Annotated in this window: 21 protein-coding genes and 1 pseudogene; 15 read left to right on the top strand and 7 right to left on the bottom strand. The window is 38.2% G+C overall.

The window, feature by feature from the left end:
• Positions 1–106 precede the first annotated feature (106 nt).
• The 7 genes from DSM106972_RS43220 to DSM106972_RS43190 all read left to right on the top strand — a co-directional run bounded on the left by DSM106972_RS43220 (position 107) and on the right by DSM106972_RS43190 (position 7758).
• Positions 107–616 carry a peptidoglycan-binding domain-containing protein gene (locus DSM106972_RS43220; RefSeq protein WP_127086499.1) on the top strand — a complete coding sequence of 170 codons (510 nt, stop codon included), beginning with the start codon at positions 107–109 and terminating at the stop codon, positions 614–616.
• Between the two features lie 128 nt (positions 617–744).
• Positions 745–1257: a peptidoglycan-binding domain-containing protein gene (locus DSM106972_RS43215; protein ID WP_127086498.1), complete on the top strand. Its 513-nt coding sequence runs from the start codon at positions 745–747 to the stop codon at positions 1255–1257.
• Positions 1258–1592: 335 nt separating this feature from the next.
• Positions 1593–2735, top strand: coding sequence for a radical SAM/SPASM domain-containing protein (locus DSM106972_RS43210; protein WP_127086497.1), 1143 nt, complete (start codon positions 1593–1595; stop codon positions 2733–2735).
• A gap of 4 nt (positions 2736–2739) precedes the next feature.
• A complete protein-coding gene (locus tag DSM106972_RS43205; RefSeq protein WP_127086496.1) occupies positions 2740–3768 on the top strand; it encodes a hypothetical protein in 1029 nt (342 codons plus the stop codon).
• Positions 3769–3780: 12 nt separating this feature from the next.
• On the top strand, positions 3781–4212 hold the full coding sequence (locus DSM106972_RS43200; protein ID WP_127086495.1) for a hypothetical protein: 432 nt from the start codon (positions 3781–3783) through the stop codon (positions 4210–4212).
• On the top strand, positions 4213–5121 hold the full coding sequence (locus tag DSM106972_RS43195; RefSeq protein ID WP_127086494.1) for a UbiA family prenyltransferase: 909 nt from the start codon (positions 4213–4215) through the stop codon (positions 5119–5121).
• Positions 5122–5214: 93 nt separating this feature from the next.
• Complete coding sequence (locus tag DSM106972_RS43190; protein ID WP_127086493.1) at positions 5215–7758, top strand: PEP/pyruvate-binding domain-containing protein; 2544 nt, start codon at positions 5215–5217, stop codon at positions 7756–7758.
• 36 nt (positions 7759–7794) lie between these two features.
• Here DSM106972_RS43190 and DSM106972_RS43185 read toward each other — a convergent pair whose 3' ends face one another.
• Both DSM106972_RS43185 and DSM106972_RS43180 read right to left on the bottom strand, forming a co-directional pair.
• Positions 7795–10884: a thioester reductase domain-containing protein gene (locus DSM106972_RS43185; protein ID WP_127086492.1), complete on the bottom strand. Its 3090-nt coding sequence runs from the start codon at positions 10882–10884 to the stop codon at positions 7795–7797.
• 126 nt (positions 10885–11010) lie between these two features.
• Positions 11011–11130, bottom strand: a pseudogene (locus DSM106972_RS43180) (ketopantoate reductase family protein); the annotation flags it as partial.
• Positions 11131–11688: 558 nt separating this feature from the next.
• Here DSM106972_RS43180 and DSM106972_RS43175 point away from each other — a divergent pair.
• The gene (locus tag DSM106972_RS43175; protein ID WP_127086491.1) at positions 11689–12459 is read left to right on the top strand and encodes an HpcH/HpaI aldolase family protein; all 771 of its coding nucleotides are present in this window, start codon (positions 11689–11691) and stop codon (positions 12457–12459) included.
• A 181-nt stretch (positions 12460–12640) separates the two neighbouring features.
• A complete protein-coding gene (locus tag DSM106972_RS43170; protein ID WP_127086490.1) occupies positions 12641–13309 on the top strand; it encodes a 2OG-Fe dioxygenase family protein in 669 nt (222 codons plus the stop codon).
• Between the two features lie 73 nt (positions 13310–13382).
• Here DSM106972_RS43170 and DSM106972_RS43165 read toward each other — a convergent pair whose 3' ends face one another.
• Positions 13383–13631 carry a hypothetical protein gene (locus DSM106972_RS43165; protein ID WP_127086489.1) on the bottom strand — a complete coding sequence of 83 codons (249 nt, stop codon included), beginning with the start codon at positions 13629–13631 and terminating at the stop codon, positions 13383–13385.
• A 100-nt stretch (positions 13632–13731) separates the two neighbouring features.
• Here DSM106972_RS43165 and DSM106972_RS43160 point away from each other — a divergent pair, with 100 nt between their 5' ends.
• The 3 genes from DSM106972_RS43160 to DSM106972_RS43150 all read left to right on the top strand — a co-directional run bounded on the left by DSM106972_RS43160 (position 13732) and on the right by DSM106972_RS43150 (position 17644).
• Entirely contained in the window at positions 13732–14832 is a 1101-nt protein-coding gene (locus tag DSM106972_RS43160; protein WP_127086488.1) for a BtaA family protein, read from the top strand.
• A 1-nt stretch (position 14833) separates the two neighbouring features.
• Positions 14834–15769, top strand: a complete 936-nt coding sequence (locus tag DSM106972_RS43155; RefSeq protein WP_127086487.1) for a GNAT family N-acetyltransferase — start codon at positions 14834–14836, stop codon at positions 15767–15769.
• A 297-nt stretch (positions 15770–16066) separates the two neighbouring features.
• Positions 16067–17644 (top strand): AMP-binding protein, encoded by a 1578-nt coding sequence (locus DSM106972_RS43150; protein ID WP_127086486.1) that lies wholly within the window; start codon positions 16067–16069, stop codon positions 17642–17644.
• 90 nt (positions 17645–17734) lie between these two features.
• Here the strand turns inward: DSM106972_RS43150 and DSM106972_RS43145 are convergent, their stop codons facing one another.
• A complete protein-coding gene (locus tag DSM106972_RS43145) occupies positions 17735–17923 on the bottom strand; it encodes a type II toxin-antitoxin system PrlF family antitoxin (RefSeq protein WP_127086485.1) in 189 nt (62 codons plus the stop codon).
• Positions 17924–18066: 143 nt separating this feature from the next.
• On the opposite strand from DSM106972_RS43145, the gene DSM106972_RS43140 reads away from it, so the two are divergent.
• Together DSM106972_RS43140 and DSM106972_RS43135 are read left to right on the top strand one after the other, a co-directional pair.
• Positions 18067–18672 (top strand): Uma2 family endonuclease, encoded by a 606-nt coding sequence (locus tag DSM106972_RS43140; protein ID WP_127086484.1) that lies wholly within the window; start codon positions 18067–18069, stop codon positions 18670–18672.
• A 239-nt stretch (positions 18673–18911) separates the two neighbouring features.
• A complete protein-coding gene (locus tag DSM106972_RS43135; RefSeq protein ID WP_127086483.1) occupies positions 18912–20903 on the top strand; it encodes a zinc metalloprotease HtpX in 1992 nt (663 codons plus the stop codon).
• Between the two features lie 7 nt (positions 20904–20910).
• Here the strand turns inward: DSM106972_RS43135 and DSM106972_RS43130 are convergent, their stop codons facing one another.
• Positions 20911–21465, bottom strand: a complete 555-nt coding sequence (locus DSM106972_RS43130; protein ID WP_127086482.1) for a 1,2-dihydroxy-3-keto-5-methylthiopentene dioxygenase — start codon at positions 21463–21465, stop codon at positions 20911–20913.
• A 79-nt stretch (positions 21466–21544) separates the two neighbouring features.
• On the bottom strand, positions 21545–22168 hold the full coding sequence (locus tag DSM106972_RS43125; protein WP_127086481.1) for a DUF938 domain-containing protein: 624 nt from the start codon (positions 22166–22168) through the stop codon (positions 21545–21547).
• A gap of 367 nt (positions 22169–22535) precedes the next feature.
• Between DSM106972_RS43125 and DSM106972_RS43120 the strand changes: the two genes are divergently transcribed.
• Positions 22536–23291: an Npun_F0296 family exosortase-dependent surface protein gene (locus DSM106972_RS43120; protein WP_127086480.1), complete on the top strand. Its 756-nt coding sequence runs from the start codon at positions 22536–22538 to the stop codon at positions 23289–23291.
• Positions 23292–23405: 114 nt separating this feature from the next.
• Here DSM106972_RS43120 and DSM106972_RS43115 read toward each other — a convergent pair.
• Positions 23406–23650, bottom strand: a 245-nt coding sequence (locus tag DSM106972_RS43115; RefSeq protein ID WP_325052271.1) for a JAB domain-containing protein, incomplete at its 5' end; no start/stop codon positions are given.

Genomic DNA, 23650 nt, shown 5'->3' with positions numbered 1-23650 from the left:
AATATATTTTAGATGGCGCCATCCGAAATACTACGACCCTTGATTGTATCAACTACCTGTAAGCACCTCTAATTAAATATTTATTTATATATAAGGAATCACAGAAATGACTTCTGCAAGCAACTTACCTCCAGTAGCTACCAACAGACCTGTATTGAAAAAAGGCGACCGTGGCACCAACGTTAGGGAATTACAAACACTTCTATATGATTATGGCGCCTTTGCGTTAGCTTGCATCTTTGGACTTCCTGAAGCTTTAATTGACGGTGATTTTGGTGACGATACAGAAGATACAGTCAAAGCGTTTCAGCGACAAGTATTTCTCACGGTCGATGGTATTGTAGGTAATATTACTTGGCAAGCACTGATTAGAAAGGCACCTATTAATATGCCAGTACTGAGAAGAGGTAGTAAAGGCGAACTTGTATCGCGCGTTCAGATACGATTAATTATTAGCGGTGATTATCAAGGTGCTATTGATGGTGATTTTGGTGTAGCTACAGAAGAAGCTGTTAAATCTTTACAGCGACGTAATCGTTCAGATGTCGATGGAATTATAGGTAATGGCACTTGGATATTATTAAGTCAAATCAAAGAAGCTGAATGTTTACCATAAAAACAAACCTAAAAAGAAACCGGGTTTCTTGGTAGAAACCCGGTTTCTAAGATTTTGCGGAATAAATCAAATCGAATTTGATTATAAATATATATTCACCCACCATAGTCACCACCAGAGTAAAAATTATGACAACTACAATTAATACTTTAACACCACTCAATAAACCTATTCTAAAACAAGGCGCCAAAGGTGAAACTGTCAAAGAGTTACAAAAATTATTATTTCAATATCATGTCTTTGTACATTTAGATAATAAAGGCGCCTGTGTATTTCCTGGCGAAGAAGTTATTGATGGTATATTTGGCGCCAAAACAACCGACGCTGTAAAACTCTTTCAAAACCAAATGTTTCTCACACATGACGGTATAGTTGGTGATAGTACCTGGAAATCTTTGTACAAAGGGGCGCCTGTTGGTTTACCCGTTCTCAAAAAAGGTAGTCAAGGTGATTTAGTAAATCTTATTCAAGAACGCATGTCCCTTGAAGGTTATTATAAAGGCATTATTGACGGTAACTTTGGCGCTGGTACTGAAACCGCTGTAAAAGCTCTACAAAAACGTGCGGGTTTAACTACTGATGGCGCCGTTGGTGATAAAACCTGGGCAAGTCTTAGCAAAATTAACACCATATTTTGCTAAAAAACTTCCAAAAATTGAATTATCCATCTTGTTTATACATCTTGTGTATACATAAGAGTGGAATGGGCATCATATATTGTGGAATGGGCATCATATATTGTGGAATGGGCATCATATATTGTGGAATGGGCATCCTTGCCCGTTCCAACCATAAAATTATTTCAAGTTTATTTCGTTACATTTTACTAAAAGAAAGTAAAAATATTCTTAAGATATTAGAAAGTATCTTTTTTAGACTTACACTGATTAAAAATTAATTTGCATCCTGTAATCATTTGTAGGGGCGCGAAGAACATCGCGTCTCTTTTTGAAATTTCAAATATCAGTGAATACGTATGAACTCTTTGCTAACGAATCTACGTCTAAAATGGTTTACTGCGACTAGGGCACTTAATTATAGTACAGATTTCGTAACAATTCTTTATCAAATTTATCTGAACCACAATAAAATTATCCATTTTCGGCAAGGTTATCCTGTTTATTCCTTGTCAACACCAGCTTTGTTTAGTAAACCTTCAGCAAATTTTATTTCTAGGGCTTTATATCGGACAATTCAAAATAGAAACTTACCAAACATGATGAGTTTTGCCGTTAATGATGTTTGTAATGCGACTTGTGAGCATTGCAGTTTCTTTTCGGCTGTGGAAGAAGCACATAGAAAGGTTTTAACCCTTGAGCAGTCACAGAAATTAATTCAAGATGCTCAAGATTTAGGCGTTTCTGTAATTAATTTTGTTGGTGGTGAACCTTTAATGCGAGAGGATTTACCCGAAATTATTAGCTCTGTGAATAAAAGTCTTGCTACGACTATATTATTTACTAATGGGTGGGATTTATTTGAGCGGGCAACAGAGTTAAAAAAAGCTGGTTTGGATAGTGTTTATATTAGTATTGATGCTGCTACAGCAGAAAAGCATGATAAATTTCGGCAAAAGCCAGGTTTGTTTGATAAAGCTATTCAAGGAATACGCAAAGCAAAACAGTTAGGGTTTTCTTGTGGAATTTCTACTACCATGACTCCAGAATCTTATGAAGATGGAGAATTAGATAGAATTGTGGAGTTAGGAAAAAAAATAGGAATTCATGAAATTTTGGTTTTTGATGCGTTACCTAGTGGAAGATATCAGGAACGTTTAGATTTAGTAGATAATCAAGATTGGGTAGAGTCTATGATTAATTCTGCTAAAAAATATAATTTAGACAATAGTTATCCTGGAGTTGTTTTCTTTGCCTATTTTAGCAGCTATCGAAGTGTTGGTTGTTCGTGTGGTACTAGCTACTTTTATACTTCTCCTTACGGAGATATTATGTCCTGCGATTTTAATCATGCTAAGTTTGGCAATATTCTGCAAGAACCACTTTGGAGAATATGGGATAGGTTAACTACTTTACCTGAATTTTGTCAGTCTAAATGGGGTGGGTGCAAAATTAAAGATTCGCAATATCGACAAAAAGAAGTTGTCTCTGGTGGAAAGTAAAACTATGATTTCAGATTTTTCTCTGCTCCCAATACTTGCAACATGCAATTTTGATAAGACCCCAACTTTGCCAATTATTTTTTTTGAATTATTTATTGCTTTGGGGTTTGCAGTAAGTATGTTTTTTTTGCCAAAAGTTAAAGATAAAATTTGGCAACGGTTTGGTATCATGGCTGTGGGGGTGTTGATATTTGAAATGTTTACGGCGCCCATGTGGAAAAATCAGAGAATGGGTGAGTGGGCTTATTTATATCACGATGTTAGCTGGATTTTAACAATTGGTTGGACTTCTCTGATTTTAACGACTGTGTTAGTAATTGATAAGTTACTTCCCCATGTTAAAGAGTCACAGAGATTTCTTATTTATTTGGGAATCTTGACATTTCTAATTGTACCGTTAGAAATATGGGCTGTGAATATTAATTTACGGGGTTACTCGCCAGAAGTTAACAAAGTTGTGTCTGGCATTTTTCTTTTCAGAGTCCCGATAGAGATTTTCTACTACACACCCGTGTTTACAGGTTTGATTATTAGCTTCTATAAATACTGGAGTTTTGTAATTGATGATGTACCATTAGTGCCTTTAAAACGTCGAAAATGGCTGCGTGATATTACAATTGCTTTCATAGGTATCTTTTTATTTGAAGTCATGGTAGAACCAATGGCGGTAAATCAAAAATTTCCCCAGTGGTCATATATTTTCCACGATATCAGCTTATTTATTCCTGGAATTTGGATTGTAGTAATCGGTATAACAGCTGTTTTAGTCGGAAAATTCTTTAGCCATTTTCCCATGCTTTACAGATTTTTAATTGCATTGAGTATTACTACATCTTTAGCTATACCAATTGAAGCAACATTTATTAGAAATGGCTTTAGGGTATATAGTGAAAGCGCTCAACATTTTTATACAGGTGTGTTTATGCCTGTTTTAAAAATACCTATTGAAATTGCATTTGCCGTTCCTTTTTATATGGCATTAATGATTGCCTTTATACGTTATTGGGAAAATATTCTAGATAATAATTTATAGGAAGCATCGGAAATGAGACGATTTATAAAAATTTTAATAGGTATCCCCATTGTATTTGGTTCCCTGGCTTTAATGTCTGGTGGAATTCAACCTGCATTGCAAATAATTCAGTTATCACTTCTTTGCACTCTGGGAATTAGTTTAGTAGTTTGGATTCCTCTTTGCTGGCTTCTTGGTTCGGTAACGCTCGAAGTTGTTGAAAATCTATTGGGGCGAACTCTTGTACCAGATAATGCAACAGAAATAAGAAGTGATGCTCTTAGGCAGCAGAATATTTCACTAACTCCTCAAAGTATTTCTTTGATTGATTATATCGAAAAAGGTATCAAGCAAGGTTGGAGTGAAACTCAAATTACTAGCAGACTTAGAGCGCAAGGTTGGAATGATGAAGAAATTGCAGAAGCTCAGTTGACTGTGAGAGTTAAGTCAGAAGGAAGTGAATAAATGCTGCTAGAACAAAATCGATGGTGGATTTATCAAAAAGAACGTTTCCCTGTTTTTAAAAACGGGCTATTAATCGCAGTTTTTAGTGGTTCTGCGGTAGGTTATTCTGGTTTGTTGCGTGGTAATGGCAGCCTACCAAATTTATCTTCATTATTAGTTGCTTTTACTACTATTTTTATTTTCTTTCTCCAACTGCGGATAGCAGATGAATTTAAAGATTTTTCAGAAGACGCGCGCTACCGTTCTTATCGTCCCGTTCCTAGAGGATTAGTAAGTTTAGATGAATTGGGTTGGGTAAGTATTTTTGGCGCCTTAATTCAGTTGAGTGCAAGTTTTTACTTATCACCTTGGTTAGCATTGGTGTTGGGTGGAGTTTGGGTATACATAGGGTTAATGAGCCAAGAGTTTTTTGTAGCGAAGTGGCTAAAAGCAAATCCTGTAATTTATATGTTGAGCCATATGCTAATTATGCCTCTAATTAATTTTTATGGTACTGCCTGCGATTGGTTGGTTTCTGGCGCCACATTTCCATTGAACAGTTTATGGTTTTTAGTGGCTAGCTTTTTTAACGGGATGGTAATTGAAATTGGACGGAAGATTAGGGCACCGAATGGTGAGGAATTTGGGGTAGAAACATATAGTAGTTTGTGGGGATATAAAAATGCTGTGCTGGTTTGGCTGTTTGCGCTTGGTTTAGGGACGCTTGCTACTTGGTTTGCTGCTTATCAAATTAATGAAGTAACTTTGGTTGGGTTTGTGGTGGTTATATTATTGCTTTGCGCGGTGGGAGTCGGATGGGTGTTTCAACAGCAACCTGTGACTAAGTGGGCGAATTTAATTGATACTATGTCTGGAGTGTGGACTTTGTTTGTTTACCTCTGTTTGGGTATTATACCTTTTATTTCGTAGGTTGGGTTACGCGTAGCATAACCCAACATCAACGTAGAAATTGTTGGGTTACGCTGTCGCTACACCCAACCTACAATAGAAGCTAAAATATTTATGAATTATATTATTTATTCAGCTACAGAAAAAGATAACTTAATAGGCGCCAAAGCTAAAACTCTTTTCGATTTACAACGTCATGGTTTTTTGATTCCTCAAGGGTTTGTAGTTTCAATCAATGCTTGGTCAGATAGCCTTACTCCTGAGCAGGATTTTAATATTCAGTTACATCCAACAGTTAAAGAAGAAATTCAGCAAGCTGTAAAAGAACTTTGTCCAAATGGCGAATTATTAGCAGTGCGTTCTTCTGCTATTGATGAAGATGGTGGACAGTATTCTTTTGCTGGGCAATTAGATAGTTTTTTGAATGTTACTCCAGAAGATGTTGCTGCTAAGGTAATAGAGGTTTGGCGTTCTGGTTTTAGTCAAAGGGTTTTTGCTTATCGTCGTCAACATAATTTACCTTTAATAGCTTCTGTTCCTGCTGTTTTAATTCAGCGTATGGTTAACCCAAGTGTATCAGGTGTAGCTTTCGGCGCCGACCCTGTAACTGGTAAACGTTCTATTGCTGTGGTTAACGCTGTTTCTGGTTTACCTACCTCTTTGGTATCAGGTGAAAGTAATGCCGACACATATTATATAGATATAAAAGGAAATATTACCCAGCATCAAACTGAGCAACTTCTGAATAATGAACAAATTACCCAAATAGCTACCTTGGTGCGTCAGGTTGGTAAACATTTTGGTCGTCCCCAAGATATTGAGTGGGCAATTGAAGATAAACAGCTATATTTACTACAATCTCGTCCTATCACAACTTTGGCTCAAATTCCTGACCCAGATGGATTGTTAAATTTATGGGATAACAGCAATATCGCCGAAAGTTACAATGGCGTTACTACACCTCTAACATTTAGCTTTGCGCGTAAGGCTTACGAAGAAGTATATCGTCAGTTTTGTTATTTCATGGGAGTTCCGCAAACTGCAATCGCGCGTCATCATGATACGTTTGCTCGGATGATTGGGTTAATTAGAGGACGTGTTTATTACAATTTGTTAAGTTGGTATCGAGTATTAGCTCTGTTGCCTGGGTTTAGATTAAATCGAGGCTTTATGGAGCAGATGATGGGTGTAAAAGAATCTTTACCAGAAAATATTGTTAGTGAATTGCAAGCTGCAACTTGGCAGGATAAATTACAAGATAGTTGGCGCCTATTAAAAACTTGTGTGGGTTTAGTAACGAATTATATACTATTGCCCAAACGAATTCAGAAATTTTACTTAAGGCTAGAGAATGCTTTGTATTTATCAGAACCAAATTTAGCAAATTGGCGTGCTGATGAATTGGCGGCATATTATCGTAAAATTGAAGGGCAATTACTTAGCCGTTGGGATGCTCCTCTTATTAATGATTTCTTTGCAATGATTTTTTACGGAGTGCTAAGGCGCCTGACAGAAAAATGGTGTGATGGTCAGTTAAATAGTTTGCAAAATGATTTAATTAGTGGCGAAGGTAAGATAATTAGTACCGAACCTGCTGAACGAATGCAGAAAATGGCGAGTTCCGTGAGGGAAAATGTTTTCTTCGTTAAACTTCTGTGTGAGGGTTCCTTGGATGAAATTCTGCAAGCAATGAAAGAACTACCATTTCAAGCACAATATCAAGAATATCTAGGCAAATTTGGCGACCGCTGTTTGGAAGAGTTGAAATTAGAAAGTCCAACGCTTCACGACCAACCTTTACCTTTATTACGAGCTATTGGGCAATTGGCAATGTTAGAACAACGAAGTACACCCAATAACCGTTATAAAGCAGAACACACAGTAAGTGAGGTATTAAAAGCTTATCCTTTACGAAAGTTTGTATATAACTGGGTATTGAAAAATACTCGTATTCGAGTGCGAGAGCGTGAAAATTTGCGGTTTGAACGTACTCGCGTTTTTGGTAGAGCAAGACTTGTATTTGTAGAATTGGGACGACGTTTTTACGCTCTTGACTTGTTGGCATCACCACAAGACATTTTTTATTTGGAAGTTAATGAAATACTAGGATTTATTGAAGGTACGACTACCTGCACAGATTTAAAAGGGTTGGTAGGTTTGCGTCGAGTCGAATTTGCTAAATATAAAGAAATGGCGCCTCCTGATTCACGTTTTGAAACTCGTGGCATTATTTATCAAGGTAACTCGTTTGTTATGCCTGTAAAAACAACACAATCAGAATTAGTATCGCAAAAACAAGGTATTGGCTGTTCTGGAGGTATAGTAAGAGGTTGCGTGCGAGTAATCACAGACCCTAAACAAGTTTTAAGTTCTGAAAATAAAACTTTATTTCCTCCAAACACAGTTCTTGTTGCCGAACGTACAGACCCAGGATGGATTTTACTTTTTCCTTTCGCTGCTGGGTTGTTAGTAGAATGTGGGAGTTTATTGTCTCACGCAGCAATTGTTTCGCGCGAGTTAGGTATTCCTGCAATTACTTCTGTACCTGGCGTTACCCAGTGGTTAAAAGATGGTGACTATGTAGAAATGGATGGTAGTACTGGAATCATATCATTAATCTCAATGCCTTGTGGCACAGGCGTCTCGCCTGTGCAATAGGTCAGGCGAGAACACCATGAGCCAACGTGTAATTTATCATTTCGCATCCAAAAAACCGCTACGAATAAAATAGTCAAAATAGGTATTCAGCAATTTAGCATCTACCTCTGGACAGATAATTGAACTTTCTGCCAGCGCAGTCTGCGTTGCTTGACAGCTAATTTTCGGCTCTTTAGCTTGTTGATGCTGACTCGAATTTTTAAGAAAGAAAGGCAAAAGAGGATATAAAGGATTTGATTGCGAACAAGCTTGGTTACTAAGCTGTGACTGCCACTCTTGATAAGAAATATACTCAATGGAATAACCTAGAGAACGAATAAAATCAGTGAGCTTCCTCCAAGAAATAGGTTGAGGATTGTTTAAATGGAAAGATTTACCAGAAGCTCCGTGTTGTCTTGATAAATAGACAATACTTTTGCTGACATAATCAACAGGAGATAAATCCAATGTATCAGTTAAACTCGTCATGCTTCCCATTTGGATACAACCTTTAATCATTCGACAAATAACATCGTCTGTATACCAAGCACCTGTTTGACTATGACCAGAAATAAAGGGTGGTCTGTAAATAGAAACGGGAATACCTCTATTGCGCGCAATAGTAGCTAGTTTTTCTGCAACCCATTTACTTTGAGAATAAGAAAGTTTCATTCCAGAACTATGAGCAAGTGGGTCTGATTCGTTAACTGTTTTTCCCAAATAAAAAGATGACTCAAAAACAGCAACGGTAGAAATATGGTGTACTGCTTTAACTTTACCAACACTTGCTAATCGTAAAATTTCTTGCGTTCCCAAAACATTGCTAGGCTTCAAAGCTTCGTAAGGATAAACATAATTGAGCCAAGCTGCACTATGATAAATTACATCAATAATATTCGCAATATGAAGAAAATATTCGGACGACAAACCTAGCTTAAATTTTGATAAGTCGCCTAAAACCGGAATAATTCTGTTACGAAAAGCATCCTGCAAAATACCATAATATTCTAAGTTATTTTGCACTTTTATTAGAGCAGAATCTTTATCCGACGCACGAACTAAGCAATAAATATCAGCAGTAGTTTGTTGCAGAAGTTCTTGCAGTAAAAAGGCTCCTAAAAATCCCGTCGCGCCTGTGAGAAAAATAGCTGTTGGTTCGGCAAGAAATGAGTTATAATTATGTTCTGGGTAAATTGCTGAGTCTAAAATTACCTCACCTTCTAAATCTATAACTGAATCTATGACATTATTAGTCGCAACAGTTTTTGTTGTTAATTGTTCAAGTAATATATCTACCAACTGATGAATATTTGACCCTGCCAGCAAAATTTCTATAGGTAAGTTTACACCAATTTCGGTATCAATCTGGTTTTTAAGGTCGATATTACTTAGAGAATTTAGACCCATTTCCTGAAGTGGCTTTTGTAAATTTAAATGTTGGGATTCATCTAACCCTAAAACTTTGACAACTTTTTCTCTAATGTAATTAACCAGAAGCTCTTGACGTTTTGTTTCGTCAGAAGAAGATGCTAATTGTTGAAGCAACTGCAAATTTTGGGTCAATTGAGGTTCTTGCGGTTTTTCTCTTACATTTGCTATTTCTCGTTGCACTAAAAGCCGACGCAAAATTTTACCAGAAGCTGATTTGGGGATTTTATCGACAATTTCCAACCGACGAATTCTTTTATGTGGCGCCACAAGTCCTGCTACAAATTCCATAATTTCTTCGGTAGTAGCTTCGTTTTTAAGGACAACAAAACCCTTGGGAACTTCACCCGAACTTGGATGGGGACTGGGGATTACAGCAGCATCGGCTATTGCTGGATGGGATAATAATACAGCCTCTAGTTCTGCTGGCGCAATTGGATATCCGTTGTATTTAATTAACTCTTTAATGCGGTCAACTATGTAAAAATAACCATCTTCATCTACATAAGCGATATCACCAGTGTGAAACCAACCATCGGCATCAATTACTTTTGCAGTTGCTTCGGGGTTATTTAAATATCCTTTCATTACTTGCGGACCGCGAATCCATAGTTCCCCTTGCTCGTGGCAACCCAAGGGTTTTTCTGTTTCAATATCTACAATTTGACATTCTGTATTTCTAATGCAGCGACCAACAGAACCGGGTTTGATTTTTTCACGTTCGTCAGGGTTGATATGCGTTATTGGACTCGTTTCTGTCAAACCGTAGGCTTGCTTGATAACACAATTTAAACGCTGTTCGCATTCTAAAGTCAATTCATTACCCAATGGCGCCGCTCCGCAGGTAATTATCTTTAAGCTAGAAAGGTCGTATTTATCTACTATTGGTTGTTTTGCTAAGGCTAATACTATCGGAGGTACTAAATGCGCGCGCGTAATTTTATACTTCTCTACTAGTCTTAAAAAAGTCTCTAAATCAAATTGTGGCATCACAACTATGGTGGCGCCGCAATAAAGGCTATAGTTTAAGAAAATTTGCAGTCCGTAGCTATGAAAGAATGGGAGAATGCCAATTATTGTGTCTGCTGAACTTATCAATTCGCGGCTTGTAAGTTGGTATACGTTAGCTGCTAGATTATGGTGTGTTAGTGTGACACCTTTTGGCAAACCAGTTGTACCACTAGAATAAGGCAAAGCAACCGCGTCCTCTTTAGGATTAATTTCTACCTTTGGTAAGTCGTCACAATTTTCTAGAAGTACAGAAAATGGGATTGCACCCTCAATGTTACCAAACACAAATACTGACTCAACTTTTGATTGACTAGCAGCCTCTAATGCGCGTTCATAAAGGGACGGTACTGTCAACAAATATTTAGCACCAGCATCATTTAATTGATATGCAAGTTCGCTAGCTGTATAAGATGGATTTGCCGTGCTGCAAACTCCGCCTAAACTAGCGATTGCCTGAAAAGCGATAGGATATTCTAGACAGTTAGGACTATAAATAGCAACTACATCCCCCTTACAAAAACCGCGCGCAGCAAAACCAGCAGCGACTTTGTTAATTGAGTTGAAGAGTGAGTTATAAGTTATCGTTCGACCAGTTAGCCCGTCAATCATCGCTGGTTTATCAGCAAATTCTACCGCTCGTTGCAAGACAATTTCTGTGATTGGCTGTTCAGGGATGGAGATATTCGGTTCTGTACTACGAAAAATCATGAGGTTTCCTTAGATAGAGAAAAGTTAGCTTGACTTTGCCTTAATGTCTTATCTAAAAACTGTCTTCTGCTGATATATACAGTTAATCTGTGGTAAATCTACACCTGCTGCTTGTGCTTTATGTCTCACATATTCATAATCGCTCTTAAACAAAAAGTGAACATCCTTACCAGCTTTTTGCAGCTTGGCGCCGTAAAACCCACCGAATGCACCAGTACCTAAAATGGCATAATTACGCTCGGACATTTTGCTAACAAAGAGATTTTTCTATGAACAATTTTAAATTGTAACCGTTCCCTATTAGACTATTCAATATATTACCCTTATATTTAAGTACGAACACTTTACTAAAGTTAAGTGATTATCTCGACAATTATTACAGATTGTAAATTATACATTTGCCCTCAACTTAATGGGTATCCGCTTAGTTAAGTGCATTCAGGGGACATGCTGTAAACTTTTGTTGCGAACTGGAGTAGTAAATATATGAACGCGCGTAACAGGTAGTAATGCGTCAAATATTTCAGGAACGTTGGGTGTAGATGGCGCCACAAACTACACCTTCCGCGCGTGCCACTGTACTTACATGTCCACGATAATAAAAGCGGCACTTGTGGTATTGTAATCATTTGCTAAGGGACTTCCAAAAATTTAATTCTCCATCTTGTGGGGTGGGCATCCTTGCCCGCCTTCTTTAAATAAACGGGCTTTCCTGCCCATTCCACAAGAAGATATTGGAGATTTTTTTATTTGGAAGTCCCTAAAATCAATTCCAACTTTGGGCACATTCATATTTATTTATAGATGATTAATCCGCGTAAGAACCAACTCAAACAAAAACTCCAACGAGGTGAGGTCGTTATTGGCCCGTTTATCAACTGCTCCGATCCAACATTTATTGAAATCTGTGGATACGCAGGATTTGATTTTGCAGTAATTGACATGGAACACAGTCCCCTGCACACCTTGGCTGCTGAAAATCTCTGCCGTGCTGCTGAGTGTGCGGGAATCTCACCAGTAATTCGCGTTCGTAAAAATGATGCTCCGCAAATTCAACGCGCGTTAGATATTGGTAGTGCTGGTGTACAGGTACCCCAAATTGAAACTCAACAAGATGCGAGTGCTTGTGTCAAGGCAGCTAAGTACAGTCCTTTAGGTACGAGGGGTCTTTCATTTGGTACACGTGCGGGTATGTACACCGCAGCCGGGACACTCATTACAGACCAGCTCAACCAGGAGTCTTTGGTAGTTGTTCACGTTGAAGGTAAACGCGGTGTAGAGAATATTACAGAGATTGTTAGTGTCCCCCATATTGATGTGATTTTTCTTGGCCCCTATGATTTATCGCAATCATTAGGAATTCCCGGTCAGGTAGGGGATCAACGGGTAATTAACCTTATGCAGCAATGTATCACAACTATTCGCAATGCTGGTAAGGTTGTGGGCACCTTTGCCGACAACCCAGAAGTTGCCAAACGGTGGATAGATGCAGGCATTCAGTACATTGGTTTGGGTGTCGATGTTAGTATCTTTTTACGAGCTTGCCAAACCTTGGTGAAAGCAGTCAAGGACTGATGAGCGCTGTCAGCTTGACGTATCTGTTAAGAAATGTAAATTAAAAATCATATATCATAGAATGGTAATTTATGTAGTGTAGCTCACGACTTTTTTCCAAAAAAATAGCTATAATAAATTTTATAGCCTCCCAAAAAGAAAAATTTTTATTGGGAGATTTGAATATAAAAGGAGATACCCCATGCAAAAAGTAGGGGCATTAACGGAATTGGAATATGCTTTTCTGTTTACTTTAAGAAAAGTAAATTCAATTAAACTAGAAGGATTTAAACCATTTTTTAACGACTTACCTGTAGACCCTTATATCAAAGGTAATTATCGTTTGAGAAGATTATCTCGATTTATCGCTTCTAAAGATAGTGTAATTAAGTTACCAAAAGGCTATTTCTTTCAGGCAGCAGAATACAATCCATTGGTAGGTAATATCAAAAGAGAGTATGCCGAATTAGATGATGCACTTATAGAGCTTGATATCTTTAAAAATATGGTCTTAGCATTTAGTGATTCTTGTAAACTTCATCCTGAAGCAGAAATAGGAGTGCATCAAATTAGAATTACTTGTTTTGAGGACAATTCTGGAAATCCTGCACCAGAAGGCATTCATAGAGATGGAACTAATTTTATCGGTATCTTCTCTGTTGACCGAGAAAATGTCCAAGGTGGAGAAACCCATTTATATGTAAATAAAAAAGAAAATCCCGTTTTTAGCAAAATCCTGAATCCAGGAGAGCTATTATTAGTTAATGACCATGAATTTTTCCACTTTACAACTCCTATCAAGCCTAAAGTTGAAGCAAAAGGAACCAGAGATGTTTTTGTATTGACTTCTCCGAGTTTGCTTTCTAGTTAATAGTAAACAGACTCCAAAGTTCAGGCGCCTATTTCTTACTCTAGCTGTTCTGCTAAAAATTTGTATATTATTTTTAAGTTCTAGCACTACGCGCGCGCCGCAATAATTTTCTAGATTCAAACATTAATAAACCTAAATTAGCAATACCCAACGTAAAAGCTATTGCCCCTATTACCCCATGTAATTCTGGGGTTTTTCTCATTTGTTCATCCCAAGCAAGCCAAAGAACAGGGAAAGTATGTATCGCTCCTGCTGCGATCAAGGCGATTGCAGCTAATAGTTTTATATAGTGTATAATAAATAACTTTCTATTACGTAACAAGTTTCCACCATATATGTATTAAATTAAATCATACTTACATGGGGAGATGATAGAAATCCGATTGATTTGCCATTAAAAACATAAATTTTTAATTACTTAAATGCCAAGTGAAATTAGTTACAAAGCAGATTTTTCTGAAATTCGCTATGCCCAGTGTTGGGAGGATGCTGATATACTGTTGAATGCACTTGACATTCAGCCTGGTGATATTTGCTTATCTATTGCTTCGGCTGGTGATAATACCCTAGCAATGTTAAGCCAAAGTCCAGCCAGAGTTATTGCAGTAGACATTAATCCTGCACAAATTGCCTGTTTGGAGTTACGAGTTGCAGCTTACCGAGAACTTAGTCATCCTGAATTACTGGTATTAATTGGCTCACTGCCTGGAGACGGCGCCTATAGAAATAGTTTATATCACCGTTGTCGCCCTCAGCTATCTACAGTAACTCGTCAATTCTGGGATAATCGTAGCACAGCAATTGCACAAGGTATTGGGACAGCAGGTAAATTCGAGCGTTATTTAAGGTTGTTTCGCTCAATGTTGCCTTTAATTCACAATCAGGACATTATCACCGAAGCTATTACAGAAAAAACAGAAGCAGAACGTCATATATTTTACCAGCAACATTGGAATAATAATCGTTGGCAGTTGTTCTTTAAAATCTTCTTTTCTCAGTTTATACTAGGTCGTTTAGGGCGCCACCCAAGTTTTTTTGAATACGCTCAAAAGAATGTGGCAGAGCATTTATTACAGCGTACTGCCTACGCAATGACAACAATAAACCCCTGTGATAACCCTTACCTACAATGGATTGCCACAGGGCAACACCTGACAGCATTACCATACGCTTTGCGTCCCGAAAACTTTGAGATAATTCGCGCAAACCTCGACCGTTTAGAGTGGCACTGCACTGCAATTGAAGATTTACTAAAAAATCTAGATTGTGACTTTATTAATAAATATAACTTAAGTAATATTTTTGAGTACATGTCTAATCAAAATTACGAGACTTTGCTCAGAAAGCTTATACGTGTAGGTAAAAGTAGCGCACGGTTAGCTTACTGGAATTTACTTGTAAAACGTTCTCGTCCAGAAGATATGAAGAATTTGTTATATTCTCTCACTTTGGAGGCTACTAGGCTGTATCAACAAGATAAAGCTTTTTTTTACAGTTCCTTCATTTTGGAAGAAATTATTTGAAATGCAACAATTGATTTCTCATAACTTTGTGCAAACGAAAGATGTTACAGACGCTGATGCTCATTGGCAACTTATATACAACCATCAGGTAATAGGGCAATATTCTCTATGGTGGAAAAACACACCCTCACTCAATGGATGTAAACTTGGTTACATCGGACACTACGAAGTACTTGATGAAAATGCTACAGAAGTATTAGCACATGCTTGTAACCAACTTGCTTCCCTTGGTTGTAATTTAGCAATTGCACCAATTGATGGCAATACATGGCAGCGCTATAGACTATTAACAGAACGAGGTGTACACCCAGCTTTTTTCTTAGAACCCGATAACCCAGATAATTGGCGCCAACATTTTATCGAGCAAAATTTTACACCTTTGGCTAATTATAGTTCCAGTTTAAATACTGATTTAACACAAATAGATTCTCGCTTGCAATTCGTGAAACAACGATGTGAACAAGCAAATATTCACGTTCGTGCATTAGATTTGCAAAACCAAGAGCAAGAACTACATCGTATTTATACCGTGGCAATTCAAAGCTTTCGCAATAATTTTCTGTTCACACCAATTGACGAAGCTCAATTTATTGCCCAATATCAGTCATTATTACCATACATACAACCAGAATTAGTATTAATCGCAGAACATGAGCAAAATCCAGTCGGGTTTTTATTTGCCATACCAGATTGGTTGCAAAAACAGCGAGGAGAACCTGTAAATACCATCATTATCAAAACCGTCGCCATTTTACCAAAACGTATATACGCTGGATTAGGCAATTTACTCGTAGCTCAATGTCAGCAAATAGCTCACCAACTCGGATATTCGCAAGCTATCCATGCTTTAATGCACGACGCAAACCCTTCCCGCAACTTAAGCAGTCGCTATGCAACGACAATACGTCGATATATCCTTTTTAGCAAAAAACTCTAATTGTCATTCTGAGCGTAGCGAAGAATCTATAAGTCTCAATGTATACTTAAATCCTAAATTGTCATTCTGAGCGTAGCGAAGAATCTATAAGCCTCAATGTATACTCAGATGCTTCACTACGTTCAGCATGACATTTGAGCGTGTAGCAAATAATATATACTCACAAGATATACTTAGATGCTTCACTACGTTCAGCATGACATTTGAGCGTGTAGCAAATAATATATACTCACAATATATATTTAGATGCTTCACTACGTTCAGCATGACATTTAAAACATACTCTTAAATAAAAGAATGAATATTATTACCATATTACAAAAATTTGCTACTACCCAGGCTGAATTACCAGCAATAATTGATACTTATAAAAAACGCTCTCGAACAACAACCTTTGCAGAACTAGAAAAAGCATCTGCCATTATAGCGACTTTATTACAACAAAAAGGGTTACAACCTGGAGATGCAGTACTAGTATTTCATCCCATGTCGGCAGAACTTTATATTATTCTTGCTGCTATTTTTCGTTTGGGATTAATTGCCATGTTCCTTGACCCTGGTGTAGGTAAAAATCACATAAATGACTGCTGTAACTTATACACTCCAAAAGCATTGATTGCCAGTTCTAAAGCCCATTTACTGCGCTTACAATCAAAAGCTTTACAACGTATACCTTTAAAATTTGCCATTGGTTGCCCTATACCAGGCGCCATATCTTTGAATTATACCCAACAGGCGCCGTATGATATTTCTAGTAAAATTTTTACAGCCACAAAAGATAGCCCAGCTTTACTAACATTTACCAGTGGAAGTACAGGGAAACCCAAAGCAGCATTACGCACCCACGGATTTTTACTAGCTCAACACCAAGCTTTAGCTGATACCCTGGAACTTCAAGCGCAACAGCTAGATTTAGCAACTTTGCCAATTTTTGTCCTTGCCAATTTAGCATCTGGTTTAACTAGCTTAATTCCAAATGCAGATTTACGAAAACCAGGAGCTATAAATCCCGCTCCAGTCATAGCTCAGATTTTAACTCATCAACCTTCACGAACGGTCGCATCACCTGGTTTTTTATCCAGGTTGACAGAATATTGCTTACAACAGAGGTTAACTTTACCCAGCTTACAGAAAATTTTTATTGGTGGGGCGCCAGTCATGCCAAACTCATTAATAGAATTACAAAAAATTGCTCCCAATAGTCAAATAGCTACAGTATATGGTTCCACAGAAGCAGAACCCATAGCTTACTCCCATCATCACCAAACAGAAGACATAGCAACCACATTAACAGGAGGAGGGTTGCTAGTAGGAAAACCCGTAGACAGCATTCAATTAAGAATTTTGCCTCAGTCTTGGGGTAAACCTATTAGTCCATACACCAATGCTAAGTTTACTGCTGCTTGCCAACCAATAGGAATCCCTGGAGAAATCGTCGTTAGCGGAAACCACGTTTTATCTAGATATCTTAATGGTGATGGTAACGAAGAAACAAAATTTACAGTCGAAAAAACTTCATGGCACCGAACGGGTGATACTGGATATATAGATAATCAAGGTCGCTTATGGTTATTAGGTCGTTGTATAGGTTGTATTGAGGATAATTACGGGACTCTTTATCCTTTAGCTGTAGAAGGGATCATGCAAAATCATCCCGACATCCGTTATAGCGCAGTAATTCTCCATCAAGGTCAGCGAACTTTAGTAGTAGAGCTAAATAAACCTAGTTACCAAATAGATTGGAAACCTCTGAGAGATTCTTTAGCAAATATGCATATTCAAAAGATTAAGGTGTGCAAAAAATTTCCCTTAGATAAACGACATAACGCCAAAATTGATTATCCCGCACTACTAAAACTCTTTCAAATAGAATAAATCCCCCTAAATTCCCCGCGAATTCGCGTTCTTGTTGGGGGGATAAAAATTCAAAACCTATGTAGTATTCAGGTTAACTTGTAGACAAAATTACTCATCCTCGTCACATAGTGGTGTATCAAGATCAACATCAATGCCAGCAACCAAAGATTGAGCGCGGTTAAATAAATCAAAGCTAATTGGATGAATATGAGTTGGATTATTTTCAATATCCTGAGCGAGAAAAGTCAAAAAATTTTTAAGATAGTGGTCATTCTCTTGTTGCTTAACCTTTGACATAATTACTTAACCATTTCGCATAATAGTGTAAGCAAGTTTATTGTGTTTACTTAACTATACCCGCGTTTGGTTGCTTTCGAGCTACAATAATTTTAATTAATTGATAAAAAATGATAAAACTAGTTCTAGTATAATACTAATCTATGAATTATACGCCACCCAAACTCTTAACTTTTGAGCAGTTTATAATTGAATATGCAGATAACCCCCGTTATGAACTAATTGATGGAGAGCTACGTGACATGGAACCGACGGGTCCTCATGAAGATGTCTCAGGAAATATTGCTGGTAGAGTTTATACCGAGATTTATCGTTTGAATTTAAAGTGGCTAATTCCGAGAACCTGTCTAATTAAACCACCATACGCCGAAGCAACGGCATTACGTCCTGACGTAATTGTTTTAGATAGAGCAAAACTGAGTCAAGAACCCCTGTGGCAAAGAGAACCTATAATTTGTAATGGCGCCACAATTAAATTTGTTGCCGAAGTTGTCAGCACTAACTGGCAAGACGATTACGCTAGAAAAGTAGAAGAATATGCTTTTCTTGAAATTCTAAAGTATTGGATTGTAGATTTTCGCGGTCTAGGTGGTTTAGAATTCATTGGCAGCCCAAAACAACCTACTTTTACAGTCTGCCAGCTAGTTAATGGTAGATACCAAAAGCAACAATATCGCTTGAAAGATACAATTACCTCTAGCCTTTTCCCAAACTTGCAGCTTAAGCTCGAAGACCTTATCCCACAATAAAAACAAAATCAATGACATAGAGTACTAGTATCTCAACAAGTAGGCGCCTGCAAGTACATTTCTGCTAGATTCTACCCTACGGGAAAACTCCGTTTACGCTACGCTCAGAGTGACAGATAAATATACGTAGCAAAAGTAATAATTTATATTTTTTGTAAACTTTGCCGAAATTGCAGTGACGAACGGTGAATTTATATATTATCCATTAATTGTAGGCGCCTCCTACTCAAGGAAGAAATATGTCATTGCAATCTGGGTTAGATGCCCTAAAAAGTGGAAATTATCAAGAAGCAATTGAACTGCTAGAAGATTTTTGTCGCGGTGAGAGTGCTGGAACCCCTGACTATGCGAAAGCGCAGATGGGTTTGGTTAAAGCTTATCAACGTGTTGGTCAAGTCGAACAAGCAATGATCCTGTGTCAGCAATTGATGCATAGCGAAAATTCGCAGGTTTCGGAGTGGGCGCAGCAAACTTACCAAAGTATAAATTCATCACAAGCACAAGCGCAACAAACTGGCGCCCATACAGCAGGACGTGCAGCAACTGCTGGTGTCAAACTCGCAATGGGTGGTGTGGGTGGTAGCTTGGCGTTAGCGTCGGGAGTTACCATATCCTTGCTATTTGGAATGGTTTTTGTGTTGGGGTTGGCGATAGTATTAATTTTGGGTAGTGATAATCCTACTCAAGGGTTAATATTTGCTGTTGCGATAACCCTGATATTTAATACTCTAACTTTCTTCTTGGCGCCGTTTTTGATGGACTTGACTCAATCGTGGCTTTATCGGACACGCTGGGTTGATTTTTCGGATATTGAGATTCGCAGTCCAGAAACAGCGCGCGTACTACGTCGAGTTTGTCAGCAGAAAAATCTCAAAATGCCGCGTTTGGGAATTATTAGTGACAATAACCCAACGGCATTTACTTACGGTTCATTACCTAACAGCGCGCGTTTAGTTGTGAGTGAAGGACTGTTTAAATACTTGGATGATGACGAAATTGCTACTGTTTATGCTCATGAATTAGGACACATTGTCCACTGGGATTTTGCGGTGATGACTATTGCATCAACTTTGGTGCAAATTTGCTATCTAATTTATGTTACATTTAGAAACCTTGGACGTGGTGGTGATAACAAAATTAAGGATGGGCTACAAACAGCAGCTATCGCCGCTTACATATTTTATATAGTCGGCACATATATGGTGCTGTATCTTTCGCGGACGCGAGAATATTTCGCTGACCACTTTGCTGCTGAAAGCACAGGTAATCCAAACGGACTTTCGCGCGCTTTGGTAAAAATCGCTTACGGTATTGTTGAAGAAGGTTCGCGTAGTAAAGAACCTAGTCGCTTAATTGAAGGTACTCGCGCGCTAGGTATTTATGATGCTAAAGCTGCTAGTTCAACTGGAACTGCATATCGTGTTGCCTCCGATAAGCAAAAAGTTGGGCGCGTTTTCTTGTGGGATATGTTTAACCCTTGGGGCGCCTGGATGGAGTTAAATTCTACTCACCCATTGACAGGGAAGCGAGTTCGTGCATTAAGTACCTATGCAGAACAATTGGGTTTAGATATTGAATTTGATATGGGTCGAATTGTTGCCGAAGGTAAAAATCTTAGCAAGAGCAAGTTATATGGTAGCTTTGCTTTAGATGTTGTACTTTACGGCGCCGAAACTATTGGTTTTGTCGGTGGTATCATTGCTGGTATCATTTTGGCTGCTGGTACTAATGGTCATATTGGTTTTGTATTTGGCTTACCTTTAATAGGATTGGGTTTGGGAATACTTATCAAAGCGTTTATTATGTACCCAGACTTTAGCCAAGCTACTGCAACTGATGTTTTAACTTTAATGTCAGACCCTTACGCGAGTCCGTTGCGTGGAAAACCAGCTAAACTTCAAGGCGAATTAATTGGACGCGGTGACTCTGGATATAAGTTTGGCTCGGATATGATGCTGCAAGACCGTAGTGGATTACTATATTTACATTACGCATCACGTTTCGGTCCACTTGGTAATTTCTTGTTTGGCATGAAACGGGTTGAAAGCTTGATAGGTAGTGAAGTTGGAGCCACTGGTTGGTTCCGTCGTGGCGCCGCTTCGTACATGGATTTGATAGAACTTAAAAGTGAAAGTGGCACTGTTGTTAACAGCTACCACCGCTTTTGGTCGCTTTTATTTGGCAGCATGTTAACAATTGGCGGTATTGTTTGTGTTGTTTTAATTAAATAATTAAAGATTAAACACTTGCTACCTGGCGCCCAACACGAATTTGAATATCTGTATATTTTGGAACCCAGCCAGCCGTGCCGCAGAAATAACGCACGGCTTTTACACGTTTTGCAGGTGTCAAAATAAACCAGTGTTGTGTACCTGCTGGAACGTTAATATATTCTTGCGGTTGCACTGTTAGTTCTACTTGACTACCATCTGGACGCACAAACCCAAAAATTCCTTCACCCGCGACTATATAACGCACTTCATCATCAGCGTGGGTATGAATTTTATCAAATTTCGATAGCATTGTATCGAGATTTGGGACTTCTGGATGTAAAACGATTAAGTCTCGTGATGTGTAGCCTGTGCTTGCAAGTTCATTAAAATAATGGTCTAGATGAGTTAGTACGGTTTCTTTTTGTGCATCGTCTAGGCTGTCTTGGGATAGTAAGTGGTGTAATTCAGGGTTATCGCCAATTGACCAGTAGTTAAGGGTAATTCCTAAAGGCGCCAGTTCTTGGATGATTGACTGTAGGTCTGTGAGCTTGCTTCCGTCTTCCATTTGTAAAATTGCCATATCAACCTCCTTTGATGTCACCTTTATTAAGGTAGCAAATATTTGGGACAGGCAGGGATGCCTGTTCCACAAGATTAATTTAAAGATGTTGGAATATTAGTGAGAGGTTGTTTGCTGGCATTTGAAAAGTTTTTAGGAAGGATAGATTTTGTGCGCTAGCTGCTTGTATCACTTGTTCTAGGTCACGTACACCCCATTCTGGATTTTGCATTTTTAACGATTCATCAAAGGCTTCGTTACTTGGCGCCGTATGTTTGCCGTTTTGTTTGTAGGGGCCATACATATATAAGATACCGCCTGGAGGTAATATTCTATTGGCGCCTGCCATTAAACCCAAACATGCAGCCCACGGTGATATATGAATCATGTTTATATTGACGATGGCTGTTATTGGTGAAAAGTCTTGATGCGTCTCTACACTCCAAGTTGGTAAAGATGCATCAATATCCAAAGGTTCATAGATATTATTGCTTTCTACTTCATGTAACCATGCTGCTATGGATGCACGTGACATGGGGTTAGGGTCAGAAGGCAACCACTTATGCTTTAATAAATGCGGCGCCATAAATACCGCATGTTCTCCTGTTCCAGAAGCCACTTCCAAAATTGTGCCACTTGGTGGTAGCACTTGCTGAAGTACCTCTAGAATCGCTTCACGGTTCCGTTGAGTTGCAGGAGCATATTGTTTTGCGCTGTTGGTCATGTTTGTTTAGTTAGATTCTCGCTCGCTAGGTATTGCATTCATAATGCTTTAATTCCCCTTTACTAAACTAGCAAGCAATATAAATATCAGACTAAGGAGATGTTAGAGGATTAAACTATTTGCACTACTTAGTATAAGTAAACTATATGATTTACATTATCTACATATTCTTAGCTTGATTTTTGTGCGCTTCTTCATTTTAGGATGAGTGGTATTACTTGATTCCTAAAAGTCTATGGTCAAATAAAGTACTTTTTAGCAGACAGAGAAAAATATTTAAAAAAGCCGTAATCACTCTGGTGTGTAAAGCTATGAGCCTATTCCACAATTAGGTTATTGATAGCAAAACATACCTGGAGTTAAAAACATGTTTATCAAAAAAGCTCTTACAATCGCTGCTTTATCTGCTGTTGCATCTGTTAGCTACGCTGGTTCCGCACATGCTCTTGGATTTACCTACAATGCAGGTACGTTCCGCACCCCAGGCGTAACTAACCAAGGAGCTTTTTCAAATAATGTTAATGAACAAGGCTATACAACTTTAGACTTTAATAATGGTGCGTTACCTGGCAACGACAAAGTACAGTATTCGTTTTCAAATGGTTCCATGTCAACAACAGCAGGCTCAAGGCAAACTGGTATTTATGCTAACACATGGGCGCCTTCTGGTGTAACCGGTGAAGTAAATAACTCTAAATATTTAGCGGTATTCACAGGGAATGATGCAATTATCGAAGCTAAGGGTGGTAAGAAATTTAACTACTTTGGTTTAAATCTGGGAGCGCTAAGTGTTGGTAATACCTTGAAATTCTTTGATGGAAACAAGTTAGTTAGAGAACTAACTTATAACCTAATGACTACACTTGCCCCAGTTACAGCAACGCAGCACGGTGGTCAAAAAAATGGTTTCTTCGAGTTTTTCTCAGAAGGTAGTAACGATAACTTCGACAAAATTGTTCTGTCACAAACTGACTCCAGTGGCGGTTTTGAAACTGATAACCATACGTTCCGTATTGGCACAGGTAGATATATTGCAAGTGTTCCTGAACCAGGTGTAGTTTTAGGATTGGTTGGTGTCGGTGGTATGTTGTTACGAAAGCGCAAAAGTCAGAAAACTACGTAATTGACCAAGAAAAGGCGGTCTGTGAAGACAATAAGCATCTACTTTAATTGTTATTTGTTGATTTAATGTCATTGGAAAGTTGGGGATGGATTTATTATCCGTCCCCTTTTTGGTTTATATATCTCCTTGTGGGTATTCATCCCATAAAGTTGTGATTTCCCGCAAGCTCTGAAAGTTACCGTTACCTAAAATCACATGGTCTAGTAGTGGAATGTTCAAAAGCAAGGCGCCTTTTAATAATTGACGAGTTAAATCAATATCTTCAGTACTCGGTTCAACGCTACCAGAAGGATGATTGTGTGTGCTTGCTTTTCCTGTATAATGCTCATTACCCATATAGGGTATATCCACTTTTGAGC

This window comes from Dulcicalothrix desertica PCC 7102 (assembly GCF_003991905.1).
GTDB classification, from domain to species: domain Bacteria; phylum Cyanobacteriota; class Cyanobacteriia; order Cyanobacteriales; family Nostocaceae; genus Dulcicalothrix; species Dulcicalothrix desertica.
Note: the sequence above shows the minus strand (reverse complement) of the source record. Positions and strands in the feature narration are given on the sequence as shown.

Bases quoted from the DNA above. Each gene is read 5' to 3' on its own strand.
- DSM106972_RS43200 (WP_127086495.1), top strand. From the start codon at position 3,781: ATGAGACGATTTATAAAAATTTTAATAGGTATCCCCATTGTATTTGGT.
- DSM106972_RS43185 (WP_127086492.1), bottom strand. From the start codon at position 10,884: ATGATTTTTCGTAGTACAGAACCGAATATCTCCATCCCTGAACAGCCA.
- DSM106972_RS43190 (WP_127086493.1), top strand. From the start codon at position 5,215: ATGAATTATATTATTTATTCAGCTACAGAAAAAGATAACTTAATAGGC.
- DSM106972_RS43150 (WP_127086486.1), top strand. From the start codon at position 16,067: ATGAATATTATTACCATATTACAAAAATTTGCTACTACCCAGGCTGAA.
- DSM106972_RS43120 (WP_127086480.1), top strand. From the start codon at position 22,536: ATGTTTATCAAAAAAGCTCTTACAATCGCTGCTTTATCTGCTGTTGCA.
- DSM106972_RS43155 (WP_127086487.1), top strand. From the start codon at position 14,834: ATGCAACAATTGATTTCTCATAACTTTGTGCAAACGAAAGATGTTACA.
- DSM106972_RS43220 (WP_127086499.1), top strand. From the start codon at position 107: ATGACTTCTGCAAGCAACTTACCTCCAGTAGCTACCAACAGACCTGTA.
- DSM106972_RS43205 (WP_127086496.1), top strand. From the start codon at position 2,740: ATGATTTCAGATTTTTCTCTGCTCCCAATACTTGCAACATGCAATTTT.
- DSM106972_RS43145 (WP_127086485.1), bottom strand. From the start codon at position 17,923: ATGTCAAAGGTTAAGCAACAAGAGAATGACCACTATCTTAAAAATTTT.
- DSM106972_RS43195 (WP_127086494.1), top strand. From the start codon at position 4,213: ATGCTGCTAGAACAAAATCGATGGTGGATTTATCAAAAAGAACGTTTC.
- DSM106972_RS43140 (WP_127086484.1), top strand. From the start codon at position 18,067: ATGAATTATACGCCACCCAAACTCTTAACTTTTGAGCAGTTTATAATT.
- DSM106972_RS43215 (WP_127086498.1), top strand. From the start codon at position 745: ATGACAACTACAATTAATACTTTAACACCACTCAATAAACCTATTCTA.
- DSM106972_RS43170 (WP_127086490.1), top strand. From the start codon at position 12,641: ATGCAAAAAGTAGGGGCATTAACGGAATTGGAATATGCTTTTCTGTTT.
- DSM106972_RS43125 (WP_127086481.1), bottom strand. From the start codon at position 22,168: ATGACCAACAGCGCAAAACAATATGCTCCTGCAACTCAACGGAACCGT.
- DSM106972_RS43160 (WP_127086488.1), top strand. From the start codon at position 13,732: ATGCCAAGTGAAATTAGTTACAAAGCAGATTTTTCTGAAATTCGCTAT.
- DSM106972_RS43130 (WP_127086482.1), bottom strand. From the start codon at position 21,465: ATGGCAATTTTACAAATGGAAGACGGAAGCAAGCTCACAGACCTACAG.
- DSM106972_RS43135 (WP_127086483.1), top strand. From the start codon at position 18,912: ATGTCATTGCAATCTGGGTTAGATGCCCTAAAAAGTGGAAATTATCAA.
- DSM106972_RS43175 (WP_127086491.1), top strand. From the start codon at position 11,689: ATGATTAATCCGCGTAAGAACCAACTCAAACAAAAACTCCAACGAGGT.
- DSM106972_RS43210 (WP_127086497.1), top strand. From the start codon at position 1,593: ATGAACTCTTTGCTAACGAATCTACGTCTAAAATGGTTTACTGCGACT.